This is a genomic window from Duganella radicis, from assembly GCF_009720825.1.
GTDB classification, from domain to species: domain Bacteria; phylum Pseudomonadota; class Gammaproteobacteria; order Burkholderiales; family Burkholderiaceae_D; genus Rugamonas; species Rugamonas radicis.
This window is the reverse complement of the sequence record NZ_WNKY01000010.1, coordinates 140,712-166,391: the sequence shown is the minus strand read 5'-3', so window position 1 is coordinate 166,391 and position 25,680 is coordinate 140,712. Positions and strand designations below refer to the sequence as shown.

Genomic DNA, 25,680 nt, shown 5'->3' with positions numbered 1-25,680 from the left:
CGCGCCACCCGCCGTGCTGCCAGCGCCGGCGCGCGCCAAGGCCACAACGGCGCCGCGCCCGGTGCCCGCCAAAACGGCGGCCAGGCCTGCGCACAAGCCGCCGGCCGGCGAGGATGACTGGGAAGAATTCTAGACAGGCTCGCTTGCAGAAACTAAGTCAGCGTTCGTTTTTTGCAAGTGTGTATTTCCAGCCACGGAATCAGACGAACACTCGTGCTAATTCCAGCCCACTGCTATAGAGTCGAGCTACAACACAACAACGGAGACACACCCTATGAAGAGAACTGCCGCCTACGCAGCCTGCCTGTCCGCGCTGGCCCTGCTGTCGGGCCACGCCGCCGCGCAATCTTCCGTCACCATTTACGGCACGCTCGATGTAGGCCTCGACCGCATTGACAAGGGCGAAGGCAATGTCCAGGGCACCCTGTTCGGTGTCAGCGGCACCACCCCGGTGCCGAACCGCCTCGCGGCGCCCGCCACCATCACCACCCGCCTCACCCCGTCGCACACGCGCCAGAGCAATATCGGCTTCCGTGGCGTGGAAGACCTGGGCGGCGGCTATCGCGGCCTGTTCGTGCTGGAAGGCGGCGTGACCATCGACAACGGCGGCATGGCCAACGACAACCGCCTGTTCGGGCGCCAGGCCTACGTCGGCCTGACCACGCCGGTGGGCGAGGTCAAGCTCGGCCGCCAGGCCAGTCCGATGCTGATCTCCTATTACCTGGTGACGCCGGAAGCCATCGGCAGCACCGACCTGCTGGCCGCCGGCCTGGTGGTCAACACCGTGCAAACCTGGCAGGACAACCAGATCAGCTACGCCATCAAGCAAGGCCCGTGGACCGCGATCGCCTCCTACGCCACCAACTCCGGCATCGGCAGCGGCATCAGCGCGGCGCGCTCGGTGGCCACCTCGTCGACCCCGGTCGCCACCGGCACCACCGGCCAGATCGTCGGCGGCCTGACGGCCGGCGCCGAAACCGCCAGCGGCCGCGGCAAGACGGCCGGCGCCATGATCGCTTACCGCACCGATCAACTGGTCGCGCTGGCGTCCTACCACCGCAACAACTTCGACGGCGTGCCGATCGGCGTGGTGTCGGGCACCACGCTGGTGCCGCTGTTCTTTGGCGAACGCTTCACCTCCTTCATGGCGGCGGCCAAGTACACCTTCCCTGGCGCCGGCACCTCGATCGCGGTGGCCGGCCACAACGCCCAGTTCTCGTTGCGCGGCAATACCGATCCGGAAGTGCGCACCTGGACCGCCACCATCAAGCAGCCGGTGGGCGCGTTCGACCTGACCGCGACCTTCCTCAACACCTACTTCACCAACTACACCAAGGGCAAGGATCGCGGCCTGATGCTGGGCGTGGACTACAACTTCTCCAAGCGCACCGCCCTGTACACGCGCTTTGGCGGCATCAAGGACAAGCGCGGCAACGTGGTGGTCAGCAGCGCCACCCCGCTGCCGCTGGCCGGCGGCCCCGGCTCCATCCTGATCCCGCTGGGCACCCAGGAAGTGCCGCTGTTCTCCGGCGCCGGCCAGAACATCGACGCCCGCACCACCATGCTCAGCCTGGGCATCCGTCACTCGTTCTGACGAAAAAAAAGGCGGGGCACTGCCGGTACAGTGCTCCGCCAAAACACACAGCGCGAAACTTGTTTTACAGGTGAGTGGCTATCTGCGGCAGCAGATCGTCAAAGGTACGGCCGTTGCCGTTCTCACCGATTGCATGCATCTTCCACTCGCCATTGTGGCGATAGACCTTGGCCATGATCTGTGCCGAGTGCGGCCCTTGCACCGACAGGTTGAAGCGCGCCACTTCCCTGCCGTTGGCCGCGTCGAGCAGACGGCAATACGCATTCTCCACCTGGGCGAAGGTCTGGCCGGTGAAGCTGTTCACCGTGAACACCAGGCTCTTGATGTTGGAGGGCACGGCGTTCAGGTCGACGTTGATCTGCTCGTCGTCGCCGTCGCCGGCGCCGGTGCGGTTGTCGCCGGTGTGGACCACGCTGCCGTCCTTGCTCTTCAGCTGGCGGAAGAAAATCACATCCACCGGACGGTGGCCTTCATCGAACAGCACGCACGAGGCGTCCAGATCGACCGCCTCGGTCTTGCTGCCAAAGCCGAGGAAGCCCTTGCTCTTGATGGCGTCCCAGCCCAGGCCCATGGTCACGCGGCCAAGCGCGCCGCCGGCTTCCTTCTCCAGCGAGATCTTCTGGCCCTTGCTTAAATTGACTGACATAGTTACTCCTTATTGCGCGGATTGACGCAGCAGCCAGGCCTGGAACGAGGTGCTGTTGCGCGAGCAGATCAGGACTTTGCCCTTGCCCGAGAAACGCAGCACCATGCCCTCGCCGCTGGTCTGGCTGTTCACCAGATTGCTGAGGAATCCGCTGTTGCCGCCGGTGGTGACCGAGATTTCGTAGCGCAGCGCGCTATCCCATGCCACCACGTGCGAGTTATCGATAATGATGTCGCGGCCCGGCTCCACTTCCAGCTGCGAGATGCCGCCGAAGCCGGACACCGCCACCTGGCCCACACCGCTGGTTTCGGTGATGAAGAAGCCGCCGCTTTGCGCGAACAAGGCGTTGCCGAGGCTTTGCGTGCGCACCTTCAGCTCGACGCCGGAGGTGGCGGCGACAAAGGCGCCGTCGCTCAGCATGTACTGCTGCTGGCCGACGTCGAGCAGCTGCATCGCACCGGGCAGGGTCGGCGCCAGCAGGCAATCGCCGTCGCCGCGCACCGCCTCGATGTGCTGCTGGAAGAAGGACTCGCCGTTGGCAAAGCGGCGCATGATGGCCGCGCCGATGCCGCCGGTGACCTTGCCCTTCAAATCGAGCGCGGCTTCCATCATCACCATCGCGTCCGATTCGCAGTAGATTTTTTCTCCCTGCCGCATCGAGACATGCAGGAATGGATCGACATCACCAGTGATCGAAAATACAGGCATGATTGCGAGTCCTTTCCCGTGAATTAAACGCCGACGCCGAACGAGCCGGCCAGCGGACCGAGGCCGCCCTTGAAGCCCTGGCCGACGGCCTTGAACTTCCAGTCGCCGTTGTTGCGGTACACCTCGCCGAAGATCATGGCCGACTCGGTCGAGCTGTCCTCCGACAGGTCGTAGCGGGCGATCTCGGCGTTGCTGCCGGCGTTGACCGTGCGGATGAAGGCCTTCTGCACCATGCCGAAATTCTGGCGGCGGGCGTCGCCCTCGTGGATGGTGGCGCAGATGGCGATACGCTCCACGTCGGACGGCACCTTGGTCAGGTCGATGGTGACGGTTTCGTCGTCGCCATCGCCGGCGCCGGTGCGGTTGTCGCCCGAGTGGGCCACCGACTGGTCGGACGATTTCAGGTTGTTGTAGAAGATGAAGTCGCTGTCGTTGCGCACCTTGCCATCCACCTTCAGCAGGAAGGCCGAGCCGTCCAGGTCGAACGGGCTGCCGTCGGTGCTGCGCACATCCCAACCCAGACCGACCACGATTTTGGTCAGGCCGGGAGCTTCCTTGCTCAGATTAACGTTGCCACCTTTTTGCAGACTGATTGCCATTTGTAATGCTCCTTAAATGAAAACCGGACTTGGGTACTACCAGGCGGCGGGCCGTTGTCCGTAATGAACGGCCCGCCGAATTCTTTACGCCGTGACGGCGAGGGTTTCCTGCTGGCGGCGGTGGCGCACGGAGGACCACACCGAGGCCGCGATGAACGCCACGCCAATCAGGCCGGTGAAGATCTCGGGCACATGGAACTTCATGCTTGCCAACATAATCGCGGCCAGGATACCGATCGCGTAGTGGGCGCCGTGCTCCAGGTACAGGAACTTGTCCAGCGTGCCTTTCTTCACCAGGTAAATCGTCATCGAGCGGACAAACATCGCGCCAATCGCCAGGCCCAGCATGATGATCACAACGTCGGTGGTGATCGCGAAGGCGCCAATCACGCCATCGAAGCTGAACGAGGCATCGAGCACTTCGAGGTACAGGAAGCCGCCGATACCGCCGCGCTTGACCATGTCGCCCACATTGCCGCCACCTTCCTCTTCCTTCTCCAGCAGGCTGCTGATGCCGTCGACACCGACGTAGATCAGGATGCCCCACAGGCCGCTAATCAGCACCACCAGCTTCTGGCCTTCCTCCACCAGGCCCATGCAGCCCAGCAGCACGCCGATGGCGATCATCACCGAGATCGAAGACATCTTGCCCAGCGAGCCGAGCTTCTTCTCGAAGTTACCCAGCCAGTGGGTTTCCTTTTCCGCATCCAGCAGGAAGTTCAGGAACACCAGCAGCAGGAACATGCCGCCAAATGCCGCCACCTCGGCGTGGTGATTGGTCAGGTGCGTCGAATACGTCTTCGGATCGTTCAGCGCCAGGGTCCACACATCCAACACATTCATGTCGGCGGCCACCGCCACAATCACCAGCGGGAACACCAGGCGCATACCAAACACCGCGATGATGATGCCGACGCCGAGGAACAGCTTCTGCCAGTACTCATCCCAGCCCTTGAGCACCGAGGCGTTCACCACCGCGTTGTCGAAGGACAGCGACACTTCCATGGCGGCCAGGATCAGCGCCACGCCAAAGGCGGACAAAGCGCCGCCCCACCCTGCCAGCTCATAGCCCCACCAGCCCGCCAACCCAAGGCAGATAAGGCTGACGAGGAAAGATATTCTGAAATGCTGCATCGTATTCTCTCGTGGTTATCAATCGATGGAACGCAGTGTAAAGAAAACCGACATTTTGAAAAATAGAAGATAATTGAAGTATTACTTCGTAAAAATAGAACAATGAAAAACAGCGGATTGAATTTCAGGCACTTGTATTTCTTCTGGATGGTGGCGAAAGAAGGCGGCGTCACGCGGGCGGCGGAGAAGCTGGGACTCGCTGTGCAGACCATCAGCATGCAACTGGCCTCGCTGGAACAATCGATCGGCAAGCAACTGCTTGAACCGCAGGGACGGCGGCTGGTGCCGACCGAAGCGGGCCGCCTGGCGCTCAGCTATTGCGACCAGATCTTCGCGCTTGGCGACCAGTTGCAGGATGCGCTGGAAGAAGCGGAAACCGGCAAAATGCGGCTGACGGTAGGCATCTCCGACTCGCTGCCCAAACTGATCGCCTACCGCCTGCTGCAAGCGACCCAGCGCATGGGCACGCAAGTGCGGCTGGTGTGCATGGAGGATGAATTTGAAAACCTGCTGGCCGACTTGGCGCTGGGCAAGCTGGACGTGGTGCTGACCGACCGCACCGTGCGCGCCGGTGGCAGCCTGAAAGTATTCAGCCACTTGCTGGGCGAAAGCGACATGAAACTGTTCGGCGTGCCGCGCCTGGCGCGCAAATACCGGCGCAACTTCCCGGCCAGCCTGGACGGCGCGCCACTGCTGGTCCCGACCCGCAACAACGCCCTGCGCGGCCGCATCGACGCCTGGCTGGTGCAACATGAGGTGCGGCCGGAGATCGTCGGCGAGTTCGAGGACAACGCCATGCTCAACACCTTCGGCCGCAATGGCCTCGGCTTATTCTTCGCGCCCTCGGCGCTGGCGCAGGACATCGAAGACCAGTTCGGTGCCGTGCTGGTAGGCAACGCACCTGAACTACGTGAACACTTCTACGCCATCTCCAACGCCCGCAAGATCACCCACCCGGCGATCGAGGCCATTCTCAACGAAGTGCACTCCGGCCTGTTCGCCTGACTCGGGGTCAAACTCCGGGCTCAGAACTCCGGGGTCAGGTCCTCCATTTCTACACGTGCTCTGCCGTGGGCTGTCTACGGCAGAGCACGTGTAGAAATGGAGGACCTGACCCCGGATTATCGTTTAAGATGCAGCTTTCAACTACGTAAAGTGCCGCTCGGCCCCTATGCAAAACTTCCTGCTTGTCGTTCTCGCCATCTTCCTGGTTGCTTTGAACGGTTTCTTCGTGGCGGCCGAATTCGGCATCGTCACGCTGCGAAAAACGCGCGTACGCGCCATCGCCAAGACACAGGGACTCAAGGGGCGGATACTCGGCAAGGTGCACGGCGAGCTGGATGCCTATCTGTCGGCCTGTCAGTTGGGCATCACGCTGGCCTCGCTGGGCCTGGGCTGGGTCGGCGAACCGGCTTTCGCCAGCCTGCTGGAGCCGCTGCTGACCTTTATCGGCATCACCTCGCCCGAGCTGGTGCACGGCATCGCCTTCGTGTTCGCGTTTGGCGTGATCTCCTTCCTGCACATCGTGGTGGGCGAACTGGCGCCCAAATCGATGGCGATCCGCATGCCGGAAGTGGTCGGCCTGTGGAGCGCGATTCCGCTGTACGGCTTTTACTGGGCGATGTACCCATTCATTTATTTGCTGAACGCCAGCGCCAATATGGTGCTGGGCCTAGCCGGCCTGGCGGGCAAGGGCAGCCATGACAGCCACTACTCGGTGGAAGAACTCAAGCTGATCCTGCGCACCAGCCAGCCGGGCGAGAAATTCAATCAGGACGAGCGCAATATCCTGGCCCACTCGCTGGATTTCAGCGACCTGTCGGTGTCCGACCTGATGCGCCCGATTAACGAGGTGATCAGCCTGCACGCCACCCGTCCGCTCAACGACAATCTCGACACCATGCTGCGCAACCGCTTCAGCCGCTATCCCTACTACGACAAGGATGGCGAAACCGTGCTGGGCGTGGTGCACCTGAAGGACTTGTTCTTTGCCATGCAGTCCGGCAAACCGATCACCGACCTGGTGCCCTTCCTGCGTCCGGTCGAAACGATTTCCGCCCGCACGCCCGCGCTGGAACAGTTCCGCCGCTTCCGCGACGGCGCACCGCACTTCGCTCTGATCGGCGAAAAAGGCAAACGCCCGGTCGGCTTCATCACGCTGGACAATCTGCTGGGCGCCATGGTGGGCGAGATCCACGACGAATTCCGCCTCAACGAAAACGACTGGCTCAAGCAGCCGGACGGCACCCTGATCGGCAAGGCCAGCCTGCCGATCTTCTCGCTGGAACGCACCCTCGGCATCGATATCGAAAATGAAGAGCTGGGCCTGGAAGAGGTAGAATCCGTAGGCGGCTTGATCATGCTGAAACTGGGCGATATCCCGAAACAGGGCCAACGCATCAGCTTCCGCGGCTTTGATATCGTCGCCAAGAAAATGAACGGTCCGCGTATCCTGCTGGTCAAGGTCATCCCGAAGGACGATACCGAGGATAACGCCGACCAGGACTGACCGGCGTCCCGGGACGCCAGGGAGGAGACATGTTACCCCGATTGATCCTGTGCGGCGCCCTGCTCGCCCTGAGCGGCACGGCCGCCGCCGAGCACCACGCCTGCGGCCACCTGCGCAGCGCTTTCTACGAATACGGCGCGCTCTACTACAAGGCCGCCGACGGCCGCTGGACCGGCATCGACAAGGACGTGGTCGACGAGGTGGCGCGCCGCATGGGCTGCACCATCGAGCCCAGCACCGATTCGCGGGTGCGCATCTGGGCCGGGCTGAGCGGCGGCACCATCGATATGTCGGTGTCGGCGGTGTCGACGCCGGAGCGGGAGAAGTTTGGCCGCGTGGTGCCCTATCTGTCCGAACGCAACTACGTGCTGCTGCAAAAGGATGTGAATCCGAATATCCGCAGCATGGAAGACTTCATCGCCGATCCCGGCATCAAGATCGGCGTCATCAAATCCTTCAAGCATGGCAAGGTGTACGATGCGTGGCTGGAGCGCCTGCGCGCCAAGGGCCGCGTGTATGAAGCGCCCGACTACGAGGCCATGCTGCGCCTGTTCAAGGTGGGCCGGGTGCAGGCGGTGATGGCGATCAGCTCGGGCTGGTATCCGCTGCTCAAGCAGGAGCACATGGCCGGCAATTACCGCATCATGGACTGGGCGCCGCCCAAGGATGCGGTGGTGGGCGGGCTGATTTTGTCGCGCCAGCATGTGGACGAGGCGCTGGCGGTGCGCTTCGCCCAGACCATCCGCGCCATGCGCGAGGACGGCACGCTCAAGCGCATCTTCGAACGCCATCTCGATCCCGAGCTGGCGGCCAAACTGCTGAATTTTTAAAGCGCGTTGCCGGTCCAGTTGCGCAGCAGGCCGAGGCCAACCGCCAGCAGGGTCGGGCCGATGAACAGGCCGACAAAGCCGAACGCCAGCACGCCACCCATCACGCCCAGCAGCACCAGGATGAACGGCAGGCTGCTGCCGCGCGAGATCAGCATCGGCTTGACCACGTTGTCGACCCCGCTGATCACGAACATGCCCCACACGAACATGAAGATGGCCCAGCCGGTGCGGCCCTCATTGAACAGCCAGATGGTGGCGCCGCCCCAGATCAGCGGCGGGCCGACCGGGATCAGCGAGAACAGGAAGGTGGCCACCGACAGCAGCGCCACCGCCGGCACGCCGGCGATCAGGAAGCCGATGGCTGCCACCACCGCTTGCGCCAGCGCGGTGCCAAGCAGGCCGTACATCACGCCGCGCACGGTGCGGCTGACGGTGTCGGCCACCGTGACGGCTTGTTCGCCGATCAGCTTGTCCATGCCGTTGGCCAGTGCTTGCAGGATGGCCCGGCCGTCGCGGTACAGGAAGAAACTGACGAACACGGCCAGGCTGACCTGCGCCACGCCGCTGCCCAGCACCATGCCGCCGCCGAGCAGGATGCGGCGGCCCGGCTCCAGCATGTTCTTGGCGACGTTGAGCAGTTCCTCGCGGCTGTGCAGCAGCTTGCCGAGGTAGGTATAGGCGGCCTCTCCCACCACCGGGATATCTTTCAGCCAGGCGGGCGGATCGAGCGTGCCGCTGCCCAGGCCGGCCTTGATCTGGTCGTAGAAATCGGAGGCGTTGTCGGCGATGTTCCAGGTCACCAGCGTCAGCGGCACGATGATCAGCAGTGTCAGGCCGATGCTCATCACCAGCGCGGCCATGGTGCGGCGCTGCTTGAGGCGCGCCAGCAGGCGCAGATACAGCGGCCAGCTGGAGATGGTGATGGCGGCGGCGAACAGGATGGCGGCCAGGAAAGGCCGCAGCACGATCAGGCAGCCGATCACCAGCAGGATGATGGCGGCCAGGCGGGTAAAGGGCTGGAAGCGCTGCTGCATGGATCAGCCCAGCAACAGCTTGATGTCATGCACGGCCGGCGCCACGCCCTGGCCGGAGCGCAGCAGCAGACGCAGCTTGCCCTGCTTGTCGAACACGTAGCTGGCGGCGGTGTGGTCCACGGTGTAGCTATCCTTGCTGCTGCCCGGCACCTTGTTGTACATCACCTTGAACTCCTTGGCGACGGCGGCGGTCTGCTCCGGTGTGCCGTACAGGCCGAGGAAACGTTTGTCGAACACCGGCACGTACTCGGCCAGCAGCTTTTGCGTATCGCGCTCAGGGTCGACGGTGACGAACAGCACCTGCACCTGATCGGCTTGCGGACCGAGCTGCTTCATCACCTCCGACATTTCCGCCATGGTGGTGGGGCAAACGTCAGGGCACTGGGTGTAGCCGAAGAACATGACCACCACCTTGCCCCTGAAATCGGCCATGGTGCGCGGCTTGCCGTGATGGTCGGTGAGCGCAAAATCCCTGGCAAAGGCCGCGCCGGTCAGGTCGGTACTCTGAAACGCCAGCTTGGGCGCCTCCGCCTTCTTCTCGCCGCAGCCGGTCAGCAAGGAAACAGCGATCAAAGCAAATGCGAGAACTTTTTTCATCGACAGGAGTCTTTCGGTTGAACTTGTTGGGCTTGAACTTAGTCTAAGCAGCATGATACCGCCAGAGGAGGCCATCATGGACGAACGCGAAGCGAAAGAAAAGATCCGCGCCGCCATCCGCGAATCCAAATACGTATGGCGCACGGTACGAGGAATCTCGGCTGATACAGGAATCACCGAAGAAACAGTCTTGCAAATTCTTGAGACGGCCGATGGATTCTTACGGGCCTATCGCCGCAATCCACTGGGACAAACGCTTTATTCGACCACAGAAAAATATCGCAGAGATGCCACATGGAAGCAAAAGATATTGGACGCAATCACAAACAAAGTCGGGGTATAACATGCCTCCCATCGATTCCAATGCAACCACTCAGCTTGTCTTAATTGCTGGGGCAGGAGGTCTGGTTTTAGACATGATGACTCTATGGGAAGACAGTAAGAAAAAGAAAGCAGACCAGACGCAGAAAAATTTGGTCTTCTGGGTTTTCTTTATCTTCTGGCCATTCGCTGGCGCAGGCCTGGCTTGGCTCTACATTGTGGACGGCTCAACGCTGCGCCCGCTTTTGGCTTTTTCAGTCGGCCTTAGCGCACCAGCCACCTTGCAAGCGATGATTTCAAGGTCTGCAACCGCTCCGGCCCCGCAGCCGCAATCACCATCGGAGTAATCAGAGTTTAAAGTTCTGGCGAGGACTGAGATGGAGCAGCGCAATATAGGGTGGGTAGGCCTTGAGGTCGGGATAGCTTGTGCGGTAGTAGCAGGACCAGTAGCTGATGACTCGACGTTGCGTGGTGGCGAGGTAGCGCGGGTTGTCGGCCAGAAAGCGGCGGTAGGGCTCGACGTTGATGTTGGGGAGTGCGTCGTTGATGACCTGGGCGATCTCGACCACGTATTCGCCCAGCAGTTGCACGATATAGGGCACCGCGAATTCGTCGCCGCGCTCCAGTAATTGCGTCACGCATTTCTGGCGCAGGTAGCCGTTGTGGTGGCGGGTGCCCAGGCAGAGCAGCAAGGTGTCGTCGTCCGGCCCGGCCAGGAGCTCGGGCGGGAAGTAGAGGCGGAGCGGGATTTCCAGTTGCTCGCCGTTCAGCAGCACATCGTATCCCCATAGACGATATGGATAGTCAGGGATCAGGCGGGCTATGTCCGCCGCGTGCAGCGACTGTGCGGCCGGAAAGGCTCGCGGGACGTAGATCGGGGCGGCGGTATCGATAGCGTGGTTAGCCGGCATACCGCCTCCCGCGTCAGATTTTGAAGTAGTGGTCGACCAGCAGGGCCAGGAACAGCAGGCCGAGGTAGATGATCGACCAGGCGAAGGCTTTGCGGGCGATCTGGTCGCTGTAGTGGCGGTAGATTTTCCAGGCGTGGCGCAGGAACACGGCGTTCAGCACGATCGCGCTCAGCAGGTAGATCAGACCGCTCATTTTTACCGCGTACGGCAGCAGCGTGGTGGCCGCCAGCGCGATCGAGTACAGCCAGACGTGGAACTGGGTGAATTGCATGCCGTGCGTGACCGGCAGCATCGGCAGGCCCGATTTGGCGTAATCGTCGCGGCGGTACAAGGCCAGCGCCCAGAAGTGCGGCGGCGTCCAGACGAAGATAATCAGCACCAGCAGCCAGGCTTCCATCGGCACATCGTTGGCCACGGCCGCCCAGCCCAGCGCCGGCGGCATCGCGCCCGACAGGCCGCCGATGACGATGTTCTGCGGCGTGGCCGGTTTCAGAATCATGGTGTAGATGATCGCGTAGCCAAGGAAGGTGACAAAGGTCAGCCACATGGTCAACGGGTTGACCAGCGTGTACAACACCCACATGCCGGCGCCGCCGATCACCAGCGCAAACACCACGGTCTGCGGCACGGAAATGTCGCCCAGCGCCATCGGACGGCGCGCGGTACGCGCCATGCGCGCGTCGATCTCACGCTCGGCCAGGCAATTGACGGCAAACGCCGCCCCGGTCAACAGCCAGATGCCCACGGTCGCGTACAGCACCAGACGCCAGTCCGGCAGGCCATCCGGCGTGCCGAGGAACATGCCGATGACGGCGCAGAACACGGCCAGCTGGGTGACGCGCGGTTTGGTCAGCGCCCAAAATTGCGCGGCGCGGCTCTGGTGTTTGGTGGTTACGGTTTGCGTGGTCATGAGGGAAACTTAGTCAATGCCGTACCGTCGACGTGGGAGGATGCGAAGCGCTTGAAGCTGCTTTTTTTGCAATGTCGTACTGGTACTTAGCCTTGTAGTTTAACATGGTCAGCAAAAGTACCAGCATCGCCGCCCCGGCATTGTGCAGCACCGCGATGGTCAGCGGGAAGCTCAGGTAGATGGTGGCCACCCCGGTCAGGATCTGCGCCGCCAGCGTCAGGGCGATGTAACGCGCGGTTTTATGCAGGGCGTCATGGCCCCACGCGCGCCACGCCGCATAGCCCGCCACCAACGCCACGATGAAGCCGAAATTGCGGTGTACCCAGTGGATCGCCGTCAGCGCCGAGAACGGCAGATAATGGCCGGCCGCCGTCTTGCCCAGCTCGCGCCACAGGGTGAAGCCGTGCTCGAAGTCCATCTCCGGGATCGCCTTGCCGCCGCACAGCGGGAAATCGGTGCACGCCAGGGTTGCGTAGTTGGTGCTGGTCCAGCCACCCAAGGCCAGTTGCACCAGCAGCAAGGTTGCCGCCACGCCCGCCAGAATGCGGATGTTGCGCATGGCCGGCGGCGAGGCGCTCACCAGCGTGCGCGGCGCGCTCAGGTGGTTCTGGCGGCCGCCATACCACACCAGCATGGACAGCAAGCCCATGCCCAGCAGCAGGTGGATGGTGACGATCACCGGTTGCAGTTTCAAGGTCACGGTCCAGGCGCCAAACGCGCCCTGCAGACACACCGCCAGGAACAGCGCGGTCGGCATCCATGGCGCGTATTCGGCACGGCGGCTTTTCAGCCATTGATTCCACGATTGCGCCATCATCGCCACGATCAGCACGCCGATGGTCATGGCCAGGTAGCGGTGGATCATCTCGATCCACGCCTTCACCACCGTCACCGGGCCGGTCGGCATCAGCGTTTCGGCGGCGACGATCTGCTCGTGCGCAATGAAGGGATTGGCGGCGCCATAGCAGCCCGGCCAGTCCGGGCAGCCGAGGCCGGAATCGGTCAGGCGCGTGAAGGCGCCGAACACGATCAGGTCAAACGTCAGGAATACGCTCACCCACACCAGCTTGCGGTATTTATTGGCGTCCGAGGACGTCCAGACGATGGCGGCCGGCAGCAGCGCGATCAGCAGCGCTGTGATGGCCATTTGAGCAAGTGTGAGATGCATAAAACTAACCTATTGCGGATGCTTTCAACAATTTGGCGATGTCCTTGTGGACCCGCTTGACCTTCTCGATATCGCTGGACACCGCCCCTTTCGGGAAACGCATCATCAGATTGCCCAGCGGATCGATCAAGTACACATGATCGGACGCCCGGTCCGGCACACCGCTTTCCAGCGGCAGCCATTTCTCCAGCACCGCCGCCGGCGCGCGCAGCATGCGGGTGCCGTCGTTCACGCGCAGCAGCATGGTGTCCAGCGGCTGGTCGTCGGTGATCATCCAGACCCGTTCGATGCGCTCCATCTCCTTGCCCTGCATGGTGCGCAGCTGGCGCATGGCGAACAGCTGGTCCTGGCACGCCTGCTGGCAATCGGACGGCCCCACCTTCAGCATAATCCACTTGCCCCTGTAATCCTCCAGCCGCGCCGGCTTGCCGTCCAGCGTGGTGCTGGCCATGGCCGGGATCGGATACTGGCGCGGATCGATCAGGGCGCCGTAATTGGTGACGCCGCCTTTCGGCTTGATCACGTAATAGGTGAAGTATGACGCAATCAGCGGCGCCGCGCACACGGCCAGCACCGCAAACAGTTTCCAGCGGCCCAGGCCCTTGTTATTTGGTTTTTCCACGTCTGAATCCGTTCGCTACAAAAAAGATAACGGCCATCGCCGACAGTGCATACCACTGGAAGGCGTAACCTTGATGTTTTTCCACGCCCAGCGCCGGCGCCGGCCAGTCGCGCACCATGCGCGCGTCGTCGCCGGCCGGGACTGGCGCGCCCTGCTCCACCACGAAAGGCTGCATGGTCAGGCCGCTGTCCTTGGCCAGCTGCAAGGGATCGGCGTTCTGCACGATGGCGTTGGGCGTCAGCGGCGGCGCGCTGCCCAGCTCCATCACATGGCCGGCGTTCAGGCGCGCCACGCCTTGCAGCGTGACCTCGCCCTCGGGCGTGGCGTAAGCCGGCAGCTTGTCGCGCACCGCCGGATCGCGCGGCAGCCAGCCACGCGCCACCAGCACATGCATGTTCGAGCCCGATATTTTAAACGGCATCAACAGGTAGAAACCGGCCTTGCCCTGATACGGACGGTTGTCGAGATAGACCGGCCAGCCGCGCACGAACGTGCCGCGCATGGTGACGCGGCGCCAGGCGGCGGCATCGGCCGCCACCGGCGCGCCGTCCAGCGCCAGCGGCGCCGCCTGGGCACCCAGCGCCAGCTTTTGCTGTAGCGAGATTTTCTGTTCGGCCCGGCGCGTTTGCCAGTTGCCGAGTTGTACGCCGAGGACCACCACCAGCACCGTGGCCACGAAAGGAATCAATTTAAAGCGGAACGCCATTACAATGGAACCTCGATCAAATCACCGCTCCTCAATGCCATGAAAATTGCCGTTGCCATCGCGTTCATCCTGATCATCGGCAGCCTGGGATCAGCGCTGTTCTTCCTGATGCGCGACAAGGGCCGCAGCAACAACACCGTGCGCGCGCTGGCGGTGCGCGTGGCGCTGTCGATCACCCTGTTCCTGCTGATCCTGCTGGCTTACCGGCTCGGCTACATCCACCCGACCGGCATCCGCGCGGGATAAAAAAAAGCCGCACCGGAGTGCGGCTTTTATGACGCTGGAGTTTACAACCAGTAGACCACGACGTACAAGCCCAGCCAGACCACGTCCACAAAGTGCCAGTACCAGGCCGCGCCTTCGAACGCGAAGTGGTTGTCTGGCGTAAAGTGGCCGCGCAGCACGCGGTACAACACCACCGACAGCATGATCGCGCCCATGGTCACGTGGAAGCCGTGGAAGCCGGTCAGCATGAAGAAGGTGGAGCCATAGATGCCCGAGGTCAGCTTCAGGTTCAGTTCGGTGTAAGCGTGGTGGTATTCATACGCCTGGAAGCCCATGAAGACCGCGCCCAGCAGAATGGTGGCGAACAGCCAGATCGCGGTTTGCGCGCGGTGGCCGGCACGCAGCGCGTGGTGGGCGATGGTCAGGGTCACGCCCGAGGTCAGCAGCAGCGCGGTGTTGATGGTCGGGATAGGGAACGGCCCCATGGTCTTGAACTCTTCCACCGTGCCCGCCGGGCCGACACCGCCCCAGTGCGCGGCAAAGTCCGGCCAGATGAACTTGTGGTCCAGATCGGCCAGCCAAGGCATGGAGATGGTGCGCGCATAGAACAGCGCGCCGAAGAAGGCGCCGAAGAACATCACCTCCGAGAAGATGAACCAGCTCATCGACCAGCGATACGAATGGTCGATGCGCTGGCTGTACAAGCCGCCTTCGGATTCCTTGATGGCGTCGCCAAACCAGAAATACAGCACAATCAGCGTGGCCACGATGCCAAGCAGGTTGGCCACCGGTCCCCACGATGCGTCGTTGACCCAGCCGGACGCGCCGGCCATGGTCACCAGCAGGGATATGCCCGCCAGCAGCGGCCAGCGCGATGGGCCGGGCACGAAGTAGTACGGTGCGGTGCCGCCGTGCGTATGTGTGGAACTCATCTTCATCTCCCTAATCAACTTTTATTTAGCTACTACGAGTTTGACGATAGTTATCAGTAAACCTATGAACACAGCCACCGCCAGCAAGGCCGCGACGATGATGTGGAGCGGGTTCAAGCCCTGCTGGTCCTCATCAAAATCGCGCTTGCGGCGCAGGCCGACAAACGACCACAGCACGGCTTTGACCGAATACAGGAAGCCGGGCTTTTTGCTCATCTCAGTTGGCCGCCGTCTTGACCAGGCCGCCGCCCACCTCGAAGAAGGTGTACGACAGCGTGATCGTCTTGACGTCCTTCGGCAGCTTCGGGTCGATGTAAAACACCACCGGCATCTGCCGCGCTTCATTCGCTTTCAAGGTCTGCTGCTTGAAGCAGAAACACTCCACTTTCAGGAAATACGGCGTGGCGCTTTGCGGCGCGTAGCTCGGTATCGCCTGCGCATTCATCTCGCGCTTTTGCGTGTTGACCACTTCATACATCACCGTGGTCAGCTCGCCCGGATGCACACTCATGCTGTTGACCGTGGGGCGGAAGCGCCACGGTCCCTGGGCATTGCCGTCGAACTCGATCGTCACGCTGCGGTTCAAATCCACCTGCGTGTTGGCCGGGCGCTCGACCGTGCCATCCTTCTGCGTCAACACGTTCAGCCCCAGCGCTTCGCAGATCTGGCGGTAGAACGGGTTGAGCGCATACGCAAAGCCGAACATCACGACAGCGATGACGAGCAACTTGCGCAACAGAATGCGGTTATCCATCTCAGCTCAACCAGATCCGTTTGACAAACACCGATACAAAGAAGAACAAGGCCAGCCCGCCCAGGATCAGGGCGGTGCGCAGATTGTTCGGCTTTTTCTGGCTGGTCATGATTATTTGAACTGTGGCGGGGTTTCAAAGGTGTGGAACGGCGCCGGCGACGGCACGGTCCACTCCAGGCCTTCCGCGCCATCCCATGGCTTGGCTTCGGCTTTCTTGCCGCCGCGGATGGTCGGGATGATCACGCCGAACAGGAAGAACACCTGCGACAGGCCGAAACCGAAGGCGCCGATGGTGGCAATCATGTTGAAGTCGGTGAACTGCGCCGAGTAGTCGGCGTAGCGGCGCGGCATGCCGGCCAGCCCCAGGAAGTGCATCGGGAAGAAGGTGACGTTGAAGGTGATCAGCGACAGCCAGAAGTGCGCCTTGCCCATGGTTTCGTTGTACATGTGGCCGGTCCATTTCGGCGACCAGTAGTAGAAACCGGCAAACAGTGCGAACAGCGAGCCGGCCACCAGCACGTAGTGGAAGTGGGCCACCACGTAGTAGGTGTCCTGCAGCTGGATGTCGATCGGGGTCACGGCCAGGATCAGGCCGGTGAAGCCGCCGATGGTGAACACGAAGATGAAGCCGACCGCGAACAGCATCGGGGTTTCAAAGGTCATCGAACCGCGCCACATGGTGGCGATCCAGTTGAACACCTTCACGCCGGTCGGCACCGCGATCAGCATGGTGGCGTACATGAAGAACAGCTGCGAGGTCACCGGCATGCCGGTGGTGAACATGTGGTGGGCCCAGACGATGAACGACAGGATCGCGATCGAGGCGGTCGCGTACACCATCGAGGCGTAGCCGAACAGCTGCTTGCGGGCGAAGGCCGGCAGGATCTGCGACACGATGCCGAACGCCGGCAGAATCATGATGTACACCTCCGGGTGGCCGAAGAACCAGAAGATGTGCTGGTACATGACCGGGTCGCCGCCGGCGGCCGCGTTGAAGAAGGTGGTGCCGAAGTGGCGGTCGGTCAGCGTCATGGTGATGGCGCCTGCCAGCACCGGCATCACGGCGATCAGCAGGTAGGCGGTGATCAGCCAGGTCCAGCAGAACATCGGCATCTTCATCAGGGTCATGCCGGGGGCGCGCATGTTGAGGATGGTGACGATGATGTTAATCGAGCCCATGATCGACGACGCTCCCATCAGGTGCATGGCGAAGATACCCATGTCCATGCCGGCGCCCATCTGGGTCGACAGCGGCGCGTACAGCGTCCAGCCGGCCGCGGTGGCGCCGCCCGGCACCAGGAAGGAGGTGGCCAGCAGCAGCGCCGCCGGCGGCAGCAGCCAGAACGAGAAGTTGTTCATGCGGGCGAACGCCATGTCCGAAGCGCCGATCTGCAGCGGGATCATCCAGTTGGCGAAGCCGACGAAGGCCGGCATGATGGCGCCGAACACCATCACCAGGCCGTGCATGGTGGTCAGCTGGTTGAAGAACTCCGGCTGGAAGAATTGCAGGCCCGGCTTGAACAGCTCGGTGCGGATGCCCAGCGCCAGCACGCCGCCCGACAGCAGCATGACGAAGGAGAACCACAGGTACAGCGTGCCGATATCCTTGTGGTTGGTAGCGAACAGCCAGCGCGACAGGCCATGCGGATGGTCGTGTGCGTGATCGTGGTCGTGTGCGTGATCCAAAGTGCTCGTGCTCATGTTGTAACGCTCCTGATTACTTACGTGCAGCCACGACTTCGGCTGGTTGAACGATGTTCTCGGCGGCCTTGTTCGACCAGCTATTGCGGGTGTAAGTAATCACAGCCGCGATATCCGTATCCGACAGTTGCTTCCAAGCTGGCATTTCGGCGGGATATTTCCCGCTCTTCTTACCGTGCAGCAGAACGTTGATCTGCTCCGCCTTCGGACCGTTGACCACTTCCGAACCGTCCAGCGGCGCGAAGGCGGCCGGCACACCCTTGCCGTTGGCCTGGTGGCAGACCACGCAGTTGGTGTTGTAGACTTTTTCGCCCTTGGTTTTCAGCTCATCGATGGTCCAGGTCTTGTTCGGATCATCGGCCAGCGCGGCCATTTCCTTCTTCTTGCCGTCGACCCAGGTCTTGTACTCGGCATCGGTCACCACGCGCACCACGATCGGCATGAAGGCGTGCTCCTTGCCGCACAGTTCCGAGCAGTAGCCGCGGAAGGTGCCGGTGTGCTCGGCCTTGAACCAGGTGTCGCGCACGAAGCCCGGAATCGCATCCTGCTTGACGGCGAAGGCCGGGATCGACCACGAGTGAATCACATCGTTGGCGGTGGTGATCAGGCGGATCTTGCGATGGACCGGCACCACCACCTCATTGTCGACTTCCATCAGGTAGTTGTCGCCGCGCTTCTCGGTCGGCTCGAAGCCCGGCGCGCCCACCTGCGAGCGCGGGGTGGACAGGTTGGACAGGAAGGAAATGCCCTCGCCCTCGCCTTTCAGGTAATCGTAGCCCCACTTCCACTGCATGCCGGTGACCTTGATGGTGATGTCGGCGTTGGACGTGTCCTTCATGCCGACCACCGTGCGGGTGGCAGGCAGGGCCATGCCGATCACGATCAGGAACGGCACGATGGTCCAGGCCACCTCGACGGCGGTGGATTCGTGGAAGGTGGCCGGCTTGTGGCCGAGCGACTTGCGGTGCTTGAAAATGGAATAGAACATCACGCCAAACACAGCGATGAAGATGACCAGGCAGACGCCCATCATCCAGTTGTGCAGGCTGTAGACTTCGGTGGCGATTTGGGTGGCGGGAGGTTGCAGTGTCAATTCATTGGCGACCGGGCCGCCAGTGCCGCCGGTGGCTGCGGCGTAAGTGCCAGTGCTTGCTGCGGTCTCGGCCGCCCACGCTGGCATACCGGCCGCCAGCATCGACAATCCGAGCATCAACGCTTGAAGTCGCTTCGCATGTTTCATGTTTTCCCCAACTGCCCAAGAAATTAAAATATTTTTTTAACGTCTTACCGGCTGATCGGTGAACTGAACCGGCGACGCTCCTTAAACAACTGACATCGGCCCGGTTCCGCAAACTGCCGCGGAACAACGCCGACGCTCGATTCTGCTTAATTCAACTGCTCGTTCGTGCTCGATGTAACCTGATTTCGCCTGGGGTCGCGGGTTTATAGCTGGCGACGTGACATGCTGGCAAAATTAGTGAATGATTATATAGAACAAAAACGAGGCGCATCAAGAAATAATCGATTTCGCAACTATGGTGTTGCCATGGGCCTTACGCCGCATGGCAACATACAATTCCCTCTCAGCGCGGCTTGCGCGGCGGATCGAAACGGATAATCGCTTCGCCCTTGGAAGTCACCTTGGGGGCGGGCCGGAAGGCGTGACCGTAGATAACTTCAAAGGTCAGGCCGAGTTTCCCGTCGGAACGACGACCACGCTCCAGCGTATCGAGCATGCGCTGCCAGGCCGCCTTGCCCATCATGCTGCGGCGCAACGTCGTCAGCGGATTGCCGCCCAGCGCGCGGACATCTGACAACAACGCTTGCGGCGTGTCGTAGGTGACCGTGATGGTTTCCATGTCCAGCACCGGAGTGGAAAACCCGGCTTCGACCAGCTGATCGCCGAAATCGTGCATATCGACGAAGGGCAGCGCGTGCGGGGCCAGATCGGCCTCGGCGAACGCGGCGCGCACCTCGCGCAGCGAATCGGGGCCGAAGCAGGAAAACATCAGCAGACTGTTCACGCGCAGCACGCGGCGCCATTCGGCGAACACGCGGTCCGGCTGCGGGTGCCAGTGCAGGGCCAGATTGGACCAGACCAGATCCAGCGAGTTCGGTCCCAGCGGCAGCTCGGCGAAATCGCCGCACAGCAGATCGACGCCGCTTTTCGACGGCAGCAGCTTGCTCAGCAGCTGATTCAGCGAGGACGACCTGACGCTCGGCCCCTGGGCGGCGTGCAGCATGGCTTCGGCGGCGTCCAGGCCCAGGACCTGGGCGGCGGGATAGGCCTTTTGCAACAACGGCAGATCGGCGCCGGTGCCGCAACCGGCATCCAAAACGCGCTGTGGCGCTATTTTAATCAATTCCAGCCGATCGAACATGCGGGAAGATACTTCACGGCGCAGGAAATCGGCGGGCGCGACGCGTTCAGGGCGGGAAAACAGCTGGCGGACGCGCTCCAGATCGATGGGCGCGCTCAATTTGGGCGGATTAGCGGGGACTTGCATGGTGATGAGTCAATGTAATGCGATAATGTCGGCAGTGTACATGGTTGCACGCCATCGCGACGGCCGCCGGCCCGGTTTTCAGCGCGGAGGCGTGGCATGAATGACAAGATAAGGCGGCCGGCAACGGTGCCCGGTGAGCCGCCGGAGCGCGGCCAGCACGACGCACCGCTGCGGACGCGATTGGGCCGTTGGGGCAACACGCTGCTGCGCCACCTGCTGCCGAACAGCTGCGCCCTGTGCGGCGGCGACAGCGACGAGGCCTTGTGTCCGGGCTGCGCGGCGCAATTCTTCGGCCCGGCCGCCGCCATCGCCCGCTGCCAACGCTGCGCCAACCCGCTGCCGGCCGCAGCGAGCGACGCCGGCGCAGCCATCGACCAAGCCACCGCGGCGGCGACCAATTCGGGGTCAGTTCTGTCATTCGGACACGACCTCGGCGGTCATTCAGGGTCAGCTCTGTCATTCGGACACGGCCTCGACCGTCGGCTGTGCGGCAAATGCCTGGCCGACCCGCCGGCCTTCGACCGCACGCTGGTCGCCGCCGACTATGCAATACCTGTAGACCAACTGGTATTGCAGCTAAAATTCGGCCACCGCCTGGCGCTGGCCCCGCTGTGCGCCCGGCTGTTACGCGATGCTGTGCTGTCCCACCCGGACTACACGCTGCCCGCCCTGCTTTGCCCGGTGCCGCTGGGACCGCGCCGGCTGGCCGAGCGCGGCTACAACCAGGCGCTGGAAATCGCCAGGCCACTGGCGCGCAGCATGGGCGTGGCCCTGCACGCGCAACTGGTGATGCGCCTGAACGAAACCGCCGCCCAGAGCAGCGTGACGCCCGAACAGCGCCGGCAAAACATCGCCGGCGCCTTCGTGGTGCCGGACGCCGCTTTGGTGGCAGGCCGCCACATCGGCGTCGTCGACGACGTGATGACCAGCGGCCAGACATTGAACGAACTGGCGGCCACATTGAAACGCCACGGCGCCGCGTGCGTGAGCAACCTCGTGTTCGCGCGCACGCCGCCACATTAAAGAAAGAGAAAAGAACATGTTCCACGTCGTCCTGGCCCATCCAGAAATCCCGCCGAACACGGGCAACGTCATCCGCCTGTGCGCCAACACCGGCGCGCAGCTGCACCTGATCGAACCGCTGGGCTTTCCGCTGGAAGACTCCAAGCTCAAGCGCGCCGGCCTCGACTACCACGAATACGCGCGCATGAAAGTGCACAAGAACTGGGATGCCTTCCTGGCCGCAACCCAGCCCGACCCAGCGCGCATGTTTGCCATGACCACGCACGGCTCGTCGCCGTTCGCGCAATGCAGCTTCCAGCCGGGCGATGTGTTCGTGTTCGGCTCCGAAACCGCCGGCCTGCCGGTGGCGCTGCGCGAAAGCTTTCCCGCCGCGCAACGCATCCGCCTGCCGATGCGCCCCGACAACCGCAGCATGAATCTGTCCAACACCGTCGCCGTGGTCGTGTTCGAAGCCTGGCGCCAGAACGGCTACGCCGGCGGCGCCTGAAGCTGCGCGGCTGGCGGACGCGCATGCAGCCACACCGAGCCCGCCACCCCGGCGATCAGCAGCACAATCGCGGCCAGCTCCAGCGGGCGCGGCATTTGCCGCTGGTAGATAAAGCCATACAGCAGCCCGAACAGCGTTTCAAACAGCAGCAACTGGCCGGACAGTGTGACCGGCACGCGCCGGCTGGCAAGATTCCACAGCTGGTTGCCGATCACCGACGCCCCCAGCGCGACAATGCTGACGATGCTCCAGAAGCGCAGCCAGTTGCGCGGCAGATCGCCCTCGCCCGGGCCGCCGGCGCCGCCCAGCGCCAGCACCACCGCGCCCATCGACAGCGCCACCAAGCCGGTGCTGATGCCGTACAGGCCGGACCATTCGGCACCGCTGAAATGCGGATTGCGCTTCAAGAAGCGCGCGTTGTCGACCGCGTACCACGTCCAGCACAGCAGCGCGCCGAACGCGCACAGCATGCCCCCTGCCACCAGCGGCCACGCCCGCTGTTGCGCCACCGCGTGGGTGAGCACGTCGACGTTGATGCAGGCGATGCCGGCCACCACCAGCGCCAGCGGCCACGCCAGCTGACGCAGCGGCAAGGCGCCGTGATCGCGTCGTCCCAGCAAAGTCACGCTCAAGGGCAGCAAGCCGATAATCAAGGAAGCCGCCGCCACGCCGGCCAGCTGCACGCCAGTCGACAGCAGCAGGTAGTAGACGATATTCCCCGCCAGCGCGTGCCGCAGCAGCACCCGGCAGTCATTGCGCGTGAGGCGGCGCAGCAGCGGACGCAAACGCGGCAACAGCAGCACCAGCGTGATCAGCCCATAGGCCAGATAGCGTCCCAGCGCCAGCTCCACCGGCGAGAACTCCGCCAGCCAGCGCGGCATCACAAAAATCATGCCCCAGAAGGCGCCGGCCGTCAGGCCGCATAAAACTCCGTACCACATGTCAGTCTCCTTTCGGCAGACAGTGTGGCTTCAGGCGCGCGGCAAGGATTGTGCAGGACTAGCGGATTGTTGTTTGGTTCTGCTGTCGATAGGCGAACGGCGTGGTGTCCATGGCGCGGCGCATGGCGTGGGTCAGCGCGCTTTGGTCGGCGTATCCGGCCAAGATAGCCAACTGTGCGATCGGCAGCGAGGATTCCACCAGCTGGCGGCATACGAAGCGCAGACGCATGGCGTTCAGCCAGGCCAGCGGCGTGGTATCCAGCTCTTCGCGGAACACGCGATGCAGGCGGCTCACGCTCAGGCAAGCCACCTTGGCCATGCTCTCCGTGCGCCAAGGCTGGCCGGGCGCGGCTTCAAACTGCGTCAGCGCCGCTTGCAGGCGCGAGGCCGGACGCACTGGCTGCCGCGTCAGCGACTCCAGCAGCAACGGCGTCCAATGCGACAGCACGCCGGCGCCGGCCGCGCCCTGCCCTTGCATCATGCCCATGAAGTCGATCAGCTTGGCGGTGGCGGCGCTCACCGGCGCAAATGGCCGCGCCGCCAGCAAATCCACCGTCTCGGCCGGCACGGCGGCCAGATCAAAGTCCAGTATGAGCGAGGCGTTCGGCTCGCGCGAAAACTGCGTATGCACCAGCCCGGGCGCGATGAAGGCGGCGCGCAGCGGATGCAGCACCTCGCCATGGCCGTCGATATCCAGCGTCAACTTGCCGCTCAGCGGCAGCACCATCTGGGCGAAATCGTGCGCGTCCGAGAACGGAACGTCATAACTGCGCAAATCGATTTCGGTGGAAGCCATGCCCGCCAGTGTAGCGCTAAAGTCCAGCTCGTGTCCGAATGACAGAGCTGACCCTAAATTGCGAATTGTAAATTAACGGCGGGCGGACCAGACGGCCAGCAGCGCCAGCAGGCCGGCGCCCAGCAGGCCGGTCAATATGGTGGTGGCGGCCATGATGGCGGCCGGGTTGCGCAGGCCGGAGAATTCGGCCGCGAACGCCAGCGTCACCGCCGTGATCAGCTGCGCCGGCAGCACGAAGCGCAGGTTGCGGAACGCCCACGGATTCTCGCGCAGCCAGTATTTGCGCGCCACCATCAGCGGCGGCCCCCACAGCGCAATCAGGAACGCCAGCACCGCCACCAGTATCAGGATGATCCTCATTTGAACGACCGCACCCTGGCCAGCAGTTTGGTGGTCGAGCGGTCATGCTCGAAGTCGATCGCCACCGCTTCGCCGCCGTACGCAATCACGGCCTTGCCTTCGGGGATGGCGTCCATCTGGTAGTCGCCGCCCTTGGCGTAGATTTCCGGACGCGCTTCCTGCACCACTTCCAGCGCGGTGTCCTCGTCGAAGTCCACCACCAGGCTGACCGCTTCCAGCGCCGCCAGCACCGCCATGCGGTCGCCGCAGGTGTTCAGCGGACGGTCGTCGCCCTTGCCCAGCCGCTTGACCGAGGCGTCGGTGTTGGCCGCCACCACCAGCGAGGCGCCCAGCGCGCGCGCCTGCGCCAGGTAGGTCACATGGCCGCGGTGCAGGATGTCGAATACGCCGTTGGTCAGCACCACCGGCTTGGGCAATGCGGCCACGCGTGCGGCCAGTTCGGCGCGGGGGCAAATCTTGTCTTCAAATTGAGGCATGGTCAGGTCTTGGGTTGTTCGTCTTCAGGTTGGTCTTGTTCGATGCTCAGCGCGCCAAACGCGCCGCCGCCCTCGCCCGGCTCGGGCCGGCCGCCTTGCAGCTTGATCTGCAAGCGCAGCCCATTCGCCGAATCGGCATTGCGCAGCGCTTCTTCGTACGCAATGTAGCCCTTATTATAAAGTTCGTACAGCGCCTGGTCGAAGGTGCACATGCCCAGCTCGCGCGACTTCTGCATGATTTCCTTGATCGACTGGAAGTTCCCCTTGAAGATCATCTCGGCGATGGTCGGCGTATTCAACAGGATTTCAATCGCCGCCTTGCGGCCCTTGCCATCCTCGGTCCGTATCAGCCGCTGCGAGACGATGGCGCGCAGGTTCGAGGAGAGGTCCATCAACAGCTGGTTGCGCCGCTCCTCCGGGAAGAAGTTGATGATGCGGTCCATGGTCTGGTTGGCGTTGTTGGCGTGCAGGGTGCCCAGGCACAGGTGGCCGGTCTCGGCAAAGGCGATCGCGTGCTCCATGGTTTCGGTGTCGCGGATCTCGCCGATCAGGATCACGTCCGGCGCCTGGCGCAGCGTGTTCTTCAAGGCGTTGTGCCAGGAGCGCGTGTCCACGCCGACCTCGCGGTGCGTGATCAGGCAGCCTTTGTTCTTGTGCACATACTCGACCGGGTCTTCCACCGTGATGATGTGCCCGGCCGAATTGGCGTTGCGGTGATCGATCATCGCCGCCAGCGTGGTCGACTTGCCGGAACCGGTGCCTCCCACCACCAGGACCAGGCCGCGCTTGGTCATGATGATCTCTTTCAGCACCTCCGGCAATTCCAGCTTTTCCAGCGATGGAATCTCGGAGGCGATGGTGCGTATCACCATCGCCACATTCTGCTGCTGCACGAAGACGTTGACGCGGAAGCGGCACACATCCGGTAGCGAGATGGCAAAGTTGCATTCCAGTTCAGCCTCGAACTCGGCCTGCTGCTTCTCGTTCATGATCGACAGCGCCAGCGCGCGCGTCACGCCGCCGCTCAGCTTCTGCTGGCTCAGCGGCTTCATCGCGCCTTGCGACTTCATACTGGGCGGGAAATCCGCCGAAATGAATAAATCCGAACCGCCCGTGTGGTGCATCACCTTGAGCAGCTTGTGCAGATAAGCCTGCGCTTCTTCCGGACCAAATGTGGAGGACATACATC

Annotated in this window: 32 protein-coding genes; 9 read left to right on the top strand and 23 right to left on the bottom strand. The window is 62.7% G+C overall.

All coding sequences use genetic code 11. The features are described 5' to 3' along the window. The first annotated feature begins 274 nt into the window (after positions 1-274). Positions 275-1,594, top strand: a complete 1,320-nt coding sequence (locus tag GM676_RS12185; protein ID WP_155463833.1) for a porin — start codon at positions 275-277, stop codon at positions 1,592-1,594. Between the two features lie 64 nt (positions 1,595-1,658). Here GM676_RS12185 and GM676_RS12180 read toward each other — a convergent pair whose 3' ends face one another. The 4 genes from GM676_RS12180 to GM676_RS12165 all read right to left on the bottom strand — a co-directional run bounded on the left by GM676_RS12180 (position 1,659) and on the right by GM676_RS12165 (position 4,681). Next, positions 1,659-2,240, bottom strand: a complete 582-nt coding sequence (locus GM676_RS12180) for a TerD family protein (RefSeq protein ID WP_155463832.1) — start codon at positions 2,238-2,240, stop codon at positions 1,659-1,661. Between the two features lie 9 nt (positions 2,241-2,249). Continuing rightward, entirely contained in the window at positions 2,250-2,948 is a 699-nt protein-coding gene (locus tag GM676_RS12175) for a TIGR00266 family protein (RefSeq protein ID WP_155463831.1), read from the bottom strand. 23 nt (positions 2,949-2,971) lie between these two features. Then, entirely contained in the window at positions 2,972-3,547 is a 576-nt protein-coding gene (locus tag GM676_RS12170) for a TerD family protein (RefSeq protein WP_155463830.1), read from the bottom strand. Positions 3,548-3,631: 84 nt separating this feature from the next. Beyond that, positions 3,632-4,681, bottom strand: coding sequence for a DUF475 domain-containing protein (locus tag GM676_RS12165; RefSeq protein ID WP_155463829.1), 1,050 nt, complete (start codon positions 4,679-4,681; stop codon positions 3,632-3,634). Positions 4,682-4,783: 102 nt separating this feature from the next. Between GM676_RS12165 and nhaR the strand changes: the two genes are divergently transcribed. The 3 genes from nhaR (at position 4,784) to GM676_RS12150 (ending at position 8,020) form a co-directional block, all read left to right on the top strand. Further along, entirely contained in the window at positions 4,784-5,686 is a 903-nt protein-coding gene (gene nhaR / locus GM676_RS12160) for a transcriptional activator NhaR (protein ID WP_155463828.1), read from the top strand. 166 nt (positions 5,687-5,852) lie between these two features. Beyond that, on the top strand, positions 5,853-7,190 hold the full coding sequence (locus GM676_RS12155) for a hemolysin family protein (protein ID WP_155463827.1): 1,338 nt from the start codon (positions 5,853-5,855) through the stop codon (positions 7,188-7,190). Between the two features lie 29 nt (positions 7,191-7,219). Next, entirely contained in the window at positions 7,220-8,020 is an 801-nt protein-coding gene (locus tag GM676_RS12150; protein ID WP_155463826.1) for a substrate-binding periplasmic protein, read from the top strand. On the opposite strand, the gene GM676_RS12145 is transcribed toward GM676_RS12150, so the two are convergent. Both GM676_RS12145 and GM676_RS12140 read right to left on the bottom strand, forming a co-directional pair. Next, the gene (locus GM676_RS12145) at positions 8,017-9,054 is read right to left on the bottom strand and encodes an AI-2E family transporter (RefSeq protein ID WP_155463825.1); all 1,038 of its coding nucleotides are present in this window, start codon (positions 9,052-9,054) and stop codon (positions 8,017-8,019) included. The genes GM676_RS12150 and GM676_RS12145 overlap by 4 nt on opposite strands. Before the next feature lie 3 nt (positions 9,055-9,057). Continuing rightward, the gene (locus GM676_RS12140) at positions 9,058-9,651 is read right to left on the bottom strand and encodes an SCO family protein (RefSeq protein WP_155463824.1); all 594 of its coding nucleotides are present in this window, start codon (positions 9,649-9,651) and stop codon (positions 9,058-9,060) included. Between the two features lie 76 nt (positions 9,652-9,727). Here GM676_RS12140 and GM676_RS12135 point away from each other — a divergent pair, with 76 nt between their 5' ends. Together GM676_RS12135 and GM676_RS12130 are read left to right on the top strand one after the other, a co-directional pair. Beyond that, entirely contained in the window at positions 9,728-9,994 is a 267-nt protein-coding gene (locus GM676_RS12135) for a hypothetical protein (RefSeq protein ID WP_155463823.1), read from the top strand. 1 nt (position 9,995) lies between these two features. Then, positions 9,996-10,319 carry a hypothetical protein gene (locus tag GM676_RS12130; RefSeq protein WP_155463822.1) on the top strand — a complete coding sequence of 108 codons (324 nt, stop codon included), beginning with the start codon at positions 9,996-9,998 and terminating at the stop codon, positions 10,317-10,319. Here GM676_RS12130 and GM676_RS12125 read toward each other — a convergent pair whose 3' ends face one another. Genes GM676_RS12125 through GM676_RS12105 form a run of 5 tightly spaced genes read right to left on the bottom strand, consistent with a single transcriptional unit; the run spans position 10,320 to position 14,295 of the window. Beyond that, entirely contained in the window at positions 10,320-10,883 is a 564-nt protein-coding gene (locus GM676_RS12125; RefSeq protein ID WP_155463821.1) for a hypothetical protein, read from the bottom strand. It lies immediately after the preceding gene. Between the two features lie 13 nt (positions 10,884-10,896). Then, positions 10,897-11,793: a heme o synthase gene (gene cyoE / locus GM676_RS12120; RefSeq protein WP_155463820.1), complete on the bottom strand. Its 897-nt coding sequence runs from the start codon at positions 11,791-11,793 to the stop codon at positions 10,897-10,899. 13 nt (positions 11,794-11,806) lie between these two features. Continuing rightward, positions 11,807-12,961 carry a COX15/CtaA family protein gene (locus GM676_RS12115; RefSeq protein ID WP_229262648.1) on the bottom strand — a complete coding sequence of 385 codons (1,155 nt, stop codon included), beginning with the start codon at positions 12,959-12,961 and terminating at the stop codon, positions 11,807-11,809. Between the two features lie 4 nt (positions 12,962-12,965). Further along, positions 12,966-13,583 carry an SCO family protein gene (locus tag GM676_RS12110; protein WP_371866207.1) on the bottom strand — a complete coding sequence of 206 codons (618 nt, stop codon included), beginning with the start codon at positions 13,581-13,583 and terminating at the stop codon, positions 12,966-12,968. Continuing rightward, positions 13,567-14,295, bottom strand: a complete 729-nt coding sequence (locus tag GM676_RS12105) for an SURF1 family protein (protein WP_371866210.1) — start codon at positions 14,293-14,295, stop codon at positions 13,567-13,569. The genes GM676_RS12110 and GM676_RS12105 overlap by 17 nt, the downstream gene beginning before the upstream one ends. 33 nt (positions 14,296-14,328) lie before the next feature. On the opposite strand from GM676_RS12105, the gene GM676_RS12100 reads away from it, so the two are divergent. Next, a complete protein-coding gene (locus tag GM676_RS12100; RefSeq protein WP_155463818.1) occupies positions 14,329-14,535 on the top strand; it encodes a twin transmembrane helix small protein in 207 nt (68 codons plus the stop codon). A gap of 41 nt (positions 14,536-14,576) precedes the next feature. Here GM676_RS12100 and GM676_RS12095 read toward each other — a convergent pair whose 3' ends face one another. The 7 genes from GM676_RS12095 to GM676_RS12070 all read right to left on the bottom strand — a co-directional run bounded on the left by GM676_RS12095 (position 14,577) and on the right by GM676_RS12070 (position 20,408). After that, the gene (locus tag GM676_RS12095) at positions 14,577-15,446 is read right to left on the bottom strand and encodes a cytochrome c oxidase subunit 3 (RefSeq protein ID WP_155463817.1); all 870 of its coding nucleotides are present in this window, start codon (positions 15,444-15,446) and stop codon (positions 14,577-14,579) included. Positions 15,447-15,467: 21 nt separating this feature from the next. After that, positions 15,468-15,662, bottom strand: coding sequence for a DUF2970 domain-containing protein (locus tag GM676_RS12090; protein ID WP_155463816.1), 195 nt, complete (start codon positions 15,660-15,662; stop codon positions 15,468-15,470). Between the two features lies 1 nt (position 15,663). Next, the gene (locus tag GM676_RS12085) at positions 15,664-16,200 is read right to left on the bottom strand and encodes a cytochrome c oxidase assembly protein (protein WP_155463815.1); all 537 of its coding nucleotides are present in this window, start codon (positions 16,198-16,200) and stop codon (positions 15,664-15,666) included. Position 16,201: 1 nt separating this feature from the next. Further along, on the bottom strand, positions 16,202-16,309 hold the full coding sequence (locus GM676_RS31815; protein WP_211923214.1) for a cytochrome oxidase small assembly protein: 108 nt from the start codon (positions 16,307-16,309) through the stop codon (positions 16,202-16,204). 2 nt (positions 16,310-16,311) lie between these two features. Beyond that, positions 16,312-17,901, bottom strand: coding sequence for a cytochrome c oxidase subunit I (gene ctaD / locus GM676_RS12080; RefSeq protein WP_155463814.1), 1,590 nt, complete (start codon positions 17,899-17,901; stop codon positions 16,312-16,314). 16 nt (positions 17,902-17,917) lie between these two features. Next, positions 17,918-19,141, bottom strand: coding sequence for a cytochrome c oxidase subunit II (gene coxB, locus GM676_RS12075; RefSeq protein WP_155463813.1), 1,224 nt, complete (start codon positions 19,139-19,141; stop codon positions 17,918-17,920). A gap of 343 nt (positions 19,142-19,484) precedes the next feature. Then, positions 19,485-20,408 carry a methyltransferase domain-containing protein gene (locus GM676_RS12070; RefSeq protein WP_155463812.1) on the bottom strand — a complete coding sequence of 308 codons (924 nt, stop codon included), beginning with the start codon at positions 20,406-20,408 and terminating at the stop codon, positions 19,485-19,487. A gap of 96 nt (positions 20,409-20,504) precedes the next feature. Between GM676_RS12070 and GM676_RS12065 the strand changes: the two genes are divergently transcribed. Together GM676_RS12065 and trmL are read left to right on the top strand one after the other, a co-directional pair. Next, the gene (locus GM676_RS12065; protein ID WP_229262647.1) at positions 20,505-21,431 is read left to right on the top strand and encodes a ComFC family protein; all 927 of its coding nucleotides are present in this window, start codon (positions 20,505-20,507) and stop codon (positions 21,429-21,431) included. A gap of 16 nt (positions 21,432-21,447) precedes the next feature. After that, positions 21,448-21,918 carry a tRNA (uridine(34)/cytosine(34)/5-carboxymethylaminomethyluridine(34)-2'-O)-methyltransferase TrmL gene (gene trmL / locus GM676_RS12060; protein ID WP_155463811.1) on the top strand — a complete coding sequence of 157 codons (471 nt, stop codon included), beginning with the start codon at positions 21,448-21,450 and terminating at the stop codon, positions 21,916-21,918. Here trmL and GM676_RS12055 read toward each other — a convergent pair. The 5 genes from GM676_RS12055 to GM676_RS12035 all read right to left on the bottom strand — a co-directional run bounded on the left by GM676_RS12055 (position 21,900) and on the right by GM676_RS12035 (position 25,675). After that, positions 21,900-22,859, bottom strand: a complete 960-nt coding sequence (locus tag GM676_RS12055; protein WP_155463810.1) for a DMT family transporter — start codon at positions 22,857-22,859, stop codon at positions 21,900-21,902. The two genes, trmL and GM676_RS12055, sit on opposite strands and share 19 nt — an antisense overlap. 58 nt (positions 22,860-22,917) lie before the next feature. After that, positions 22,918-23,655: an AraC family transcriptional regulator gene (locus GM676_RS12050; protein WP_155463809.1), complete on the bottom strand. Its 738-nt coding sequence runs from the start codon at positions 23,653-23,655 to the stop codon at positions 22,918-22,920. Positions 23,656-23,727: 72 nt separating this feature from the next. After that, a complete protein-coding gene (locus GM676_RS12045) occupies positions 23,728-24,015 on the bottom strand; it encodes a hypothetical protein (protein ID WP_155463808.1) in 288 nt (95 codons plus the stop codon). Continuing rightward, on the bottom strand, positions 24,012-24,491 hold the full coding sequence (gene rfaE2, locus GM676_RS12040) for a D-glycero-beta-D-manno-heptose 1-phosphate adenylyltransferase (protein ID WP_155463807.1): 480 nt from the start codon (positions 24,489-24,491) through the stop codon (positions 24,012-24,014). The genes GM676_RS12045 and rfaE2 overlap by 4 nt, the downstream gene beginning before the upstream one ends. Positions 24,492-24,493: 2 nt before the next feature. Then, positions 24,494-25,675 (bottom strand): PilT/PilU family type 4a pilus ATPase, encoded by a 1,182-nt coding sequence (locus GM676_RS12035; protein WP_155463806.1) that lies wholly within the window; start codon positions 25,673-25,675, stop codon positions 24,494-24,496. Positions 25,676-25,680: the final 5 nt, after the last annotated feature.

Coding starts and splice junctions, on each gene's coding strand:
- trmL (WP_155463811.1), top strand. CDS start 21,448: ATGTTCCACGTCGTCCTGGCCCATCCAGAAATCCCGCCGAACACGGGC.
- GM676_RS12125 (WP_155463821.1), bottom strand. CDS start 10,883: ATGCCGGCTAACCACGCTATCGATACCGCCGCCCCGATCTACGTCCCG.
- GM676_RS12065 (WP_229262647.1), top strand. CDS start 20,505: ATGAATGACAAGATAAGGCGGCCGGCAACGGTGCCCGGTGAGCCGCCG.
- GM676_RS12135 (WP_155463823.1), top strand. CDS start 9,728: ATGGACGAACGCGAAGCGAAAGAAAAGATCCGCGCCGCCATCCGCGAA.
- GM676_RS12095 (WP_155463817.1), bottom strand. CDS start 15,446: ATGAGTTCCACACATACGCACGGCGGCACCGCACCGTACTACTTCGTG.
- ctaD (WP_155463814.1), bottom strand. CDS start 17,901: ATGAGCACGAGCACTTTGGATCACGCACACGACCACGATCACGCACAC.
- GM676_RS12100 (WP_155463818.1), top strand. CDS start 14,329: ATGAAAATTGCCGTTGCCATCGCGTTCATCCTGATCATCGGCAGCCTG.
- GM676_RS12170 (WP_155463830.1), bottom strand. CDS start 3,547: ATGGCAATCAGTCTGCAAAAAGGTGGCAACGTTAATCTGAGCAAGGAA.
- GM676_RS12085 (WP_155463815.1), bottom strand. CDS start 16,200: ATGGATAACCGCATTCTGTTGCGCAAGTTGCTCGTCATCGCTGTCGTG.
- GM676_RS12045 (WP_155463808.1), bottom strand. CDS start 24,015: ATGAGGATCATCCTGATACTGGTGGCGGTGCTGGCGTTCCTGATTGCG.
- GM676_RS12175 (WP_155463831.1), bottom strand. CDS start 2,948: ATGCCTGTATTTTCGATCACTGGTGATGTCGATCCATTCCTGCATGTC.
- GM676_RS12165 (WP_155463829.1), bottom strand. CDS start 4,681: ATGCAGCATTTCAGAATATCTTTCCTCGTCAGCCTTATCTGCCTTGGG.
- GM676_RS12070 (WP_155463812.1), bottom strand. CDS start 20,408: ATGCAAGTCCCCGCTAATCCGCCCAAATTGAGCGCGCCCATCGATCTG.
- cyoE (WP_155463820.1), bottom strand. CDS start 11,793: ATGACCACGCAAACCGTAACCACCAAACACCAGAGCCGCGCCGCGCAA.
- nhaR (WP_155463828.1), top strand. CDS start 4,784: ATGAAAAACAGCGGATTGAATTTCAGGCACTTGTATTTCTTCTGGATG.
- rfaE2 (WP_155463807.1), bottom strand. CDS start 24,491: ATGCCTCAATTTGAAGACAAGATTTGCCCCCGCGCCGAACTGGCCGCA.
- GM676_RS12035 (WP_155463806.1), bottom strand. CDS start 25,675: ATGTCCTCCACATTTGGTCCGGAAGAAGCGCAGGCTTATCTGCACAAG.
- GM676_RS12140 (WP_155463824.1), bottom strand. CDS start 9,651: ATGAAAAAAGTTCTCGCATTTGCTTTGATCGCTGTTTCCTTGCTGACC.
- GM676_RS12145 (WP_155463825.1), bottom strand. CDS start 9,054: ATGCAGCAGCGCTTCCAGCCCTTTACCCGCCTGGCCGCCATCATCCTG.
- GM676_RS12130 (WP_155463822.1), top strand. CDS start 9,996: ATGCCTCCCATCGATTCCAATGCAACCACTCAGCTTGTCTTAATTGCT.
- GM676_RS12155 (WP_155463827.1), top strand. CDS start 5,853: ATGCAAAACTTCCTGCTTGTCGTTCTCGCCATCTTCCTGGTTGCTTTG.
- GM676_RS12150 (WP_155463826.1), top strand. CDS start 7,220: ATGTTACCCCGATTGATCCTGTGCGGCGCCCTGCTCGCCCTGAGCGGC.
- GM676_RS12180 (WP_155463832.1), bottom strand. CDS start 2,240: ATGTCAGTCAATTTAAGCAAGGGCCAGAAGATCTCGCTGGAGAAGGAA.
- GM676_RS12185 (WP_155463833.1), top strand. CDS start 275: ATGAAGAGAACTGCCGCCTACGCAGCCTGCCTGTCCGCGCTGGCCCTG.
- GM676_RS12115 (WP_229262648.1), bottom strand. CDS start 12,961: ATGCATCTCACACTTGCTCAAATGGCCATCACAGCGCTGCTGATCGCG.
- GM676_RS12050 (WP_155463809.1), bottom strand. CDS start 23,655: ATGGCTTCCACCGAAATCGATTTGCGCAGTTATGACGTTCCGTTCTCG.
- GM676_RS12090 (WP_155463816.1), bottom strand. CDS start 15,662: ATGAGCAAAAAGCCCGGCTTCCTGTATTCGGTCAAAGCCGTGCTGTGG.
- GM676_RS31815 (WP_211923214.1), bottom strand. CDS start 16,309: ATGACCAGCCAGAAAAAGCCGAACAATCTGCGCACCGCCCTGATCCTG.
- coxB (WP_155463813.1), bottom strand. CDS start 19,141: ATGAAACATGCGAAGCGACTTCAAGCGTTGATGCTCGGATTGTCGATG.
- GM676_RS12055 (WP_155463810.1), bottom strand. CDS start 22,859: ATGTGGTACGGAGTTTTATGCGGCCTGACGGCCGGCGCCTTCTGGGGC.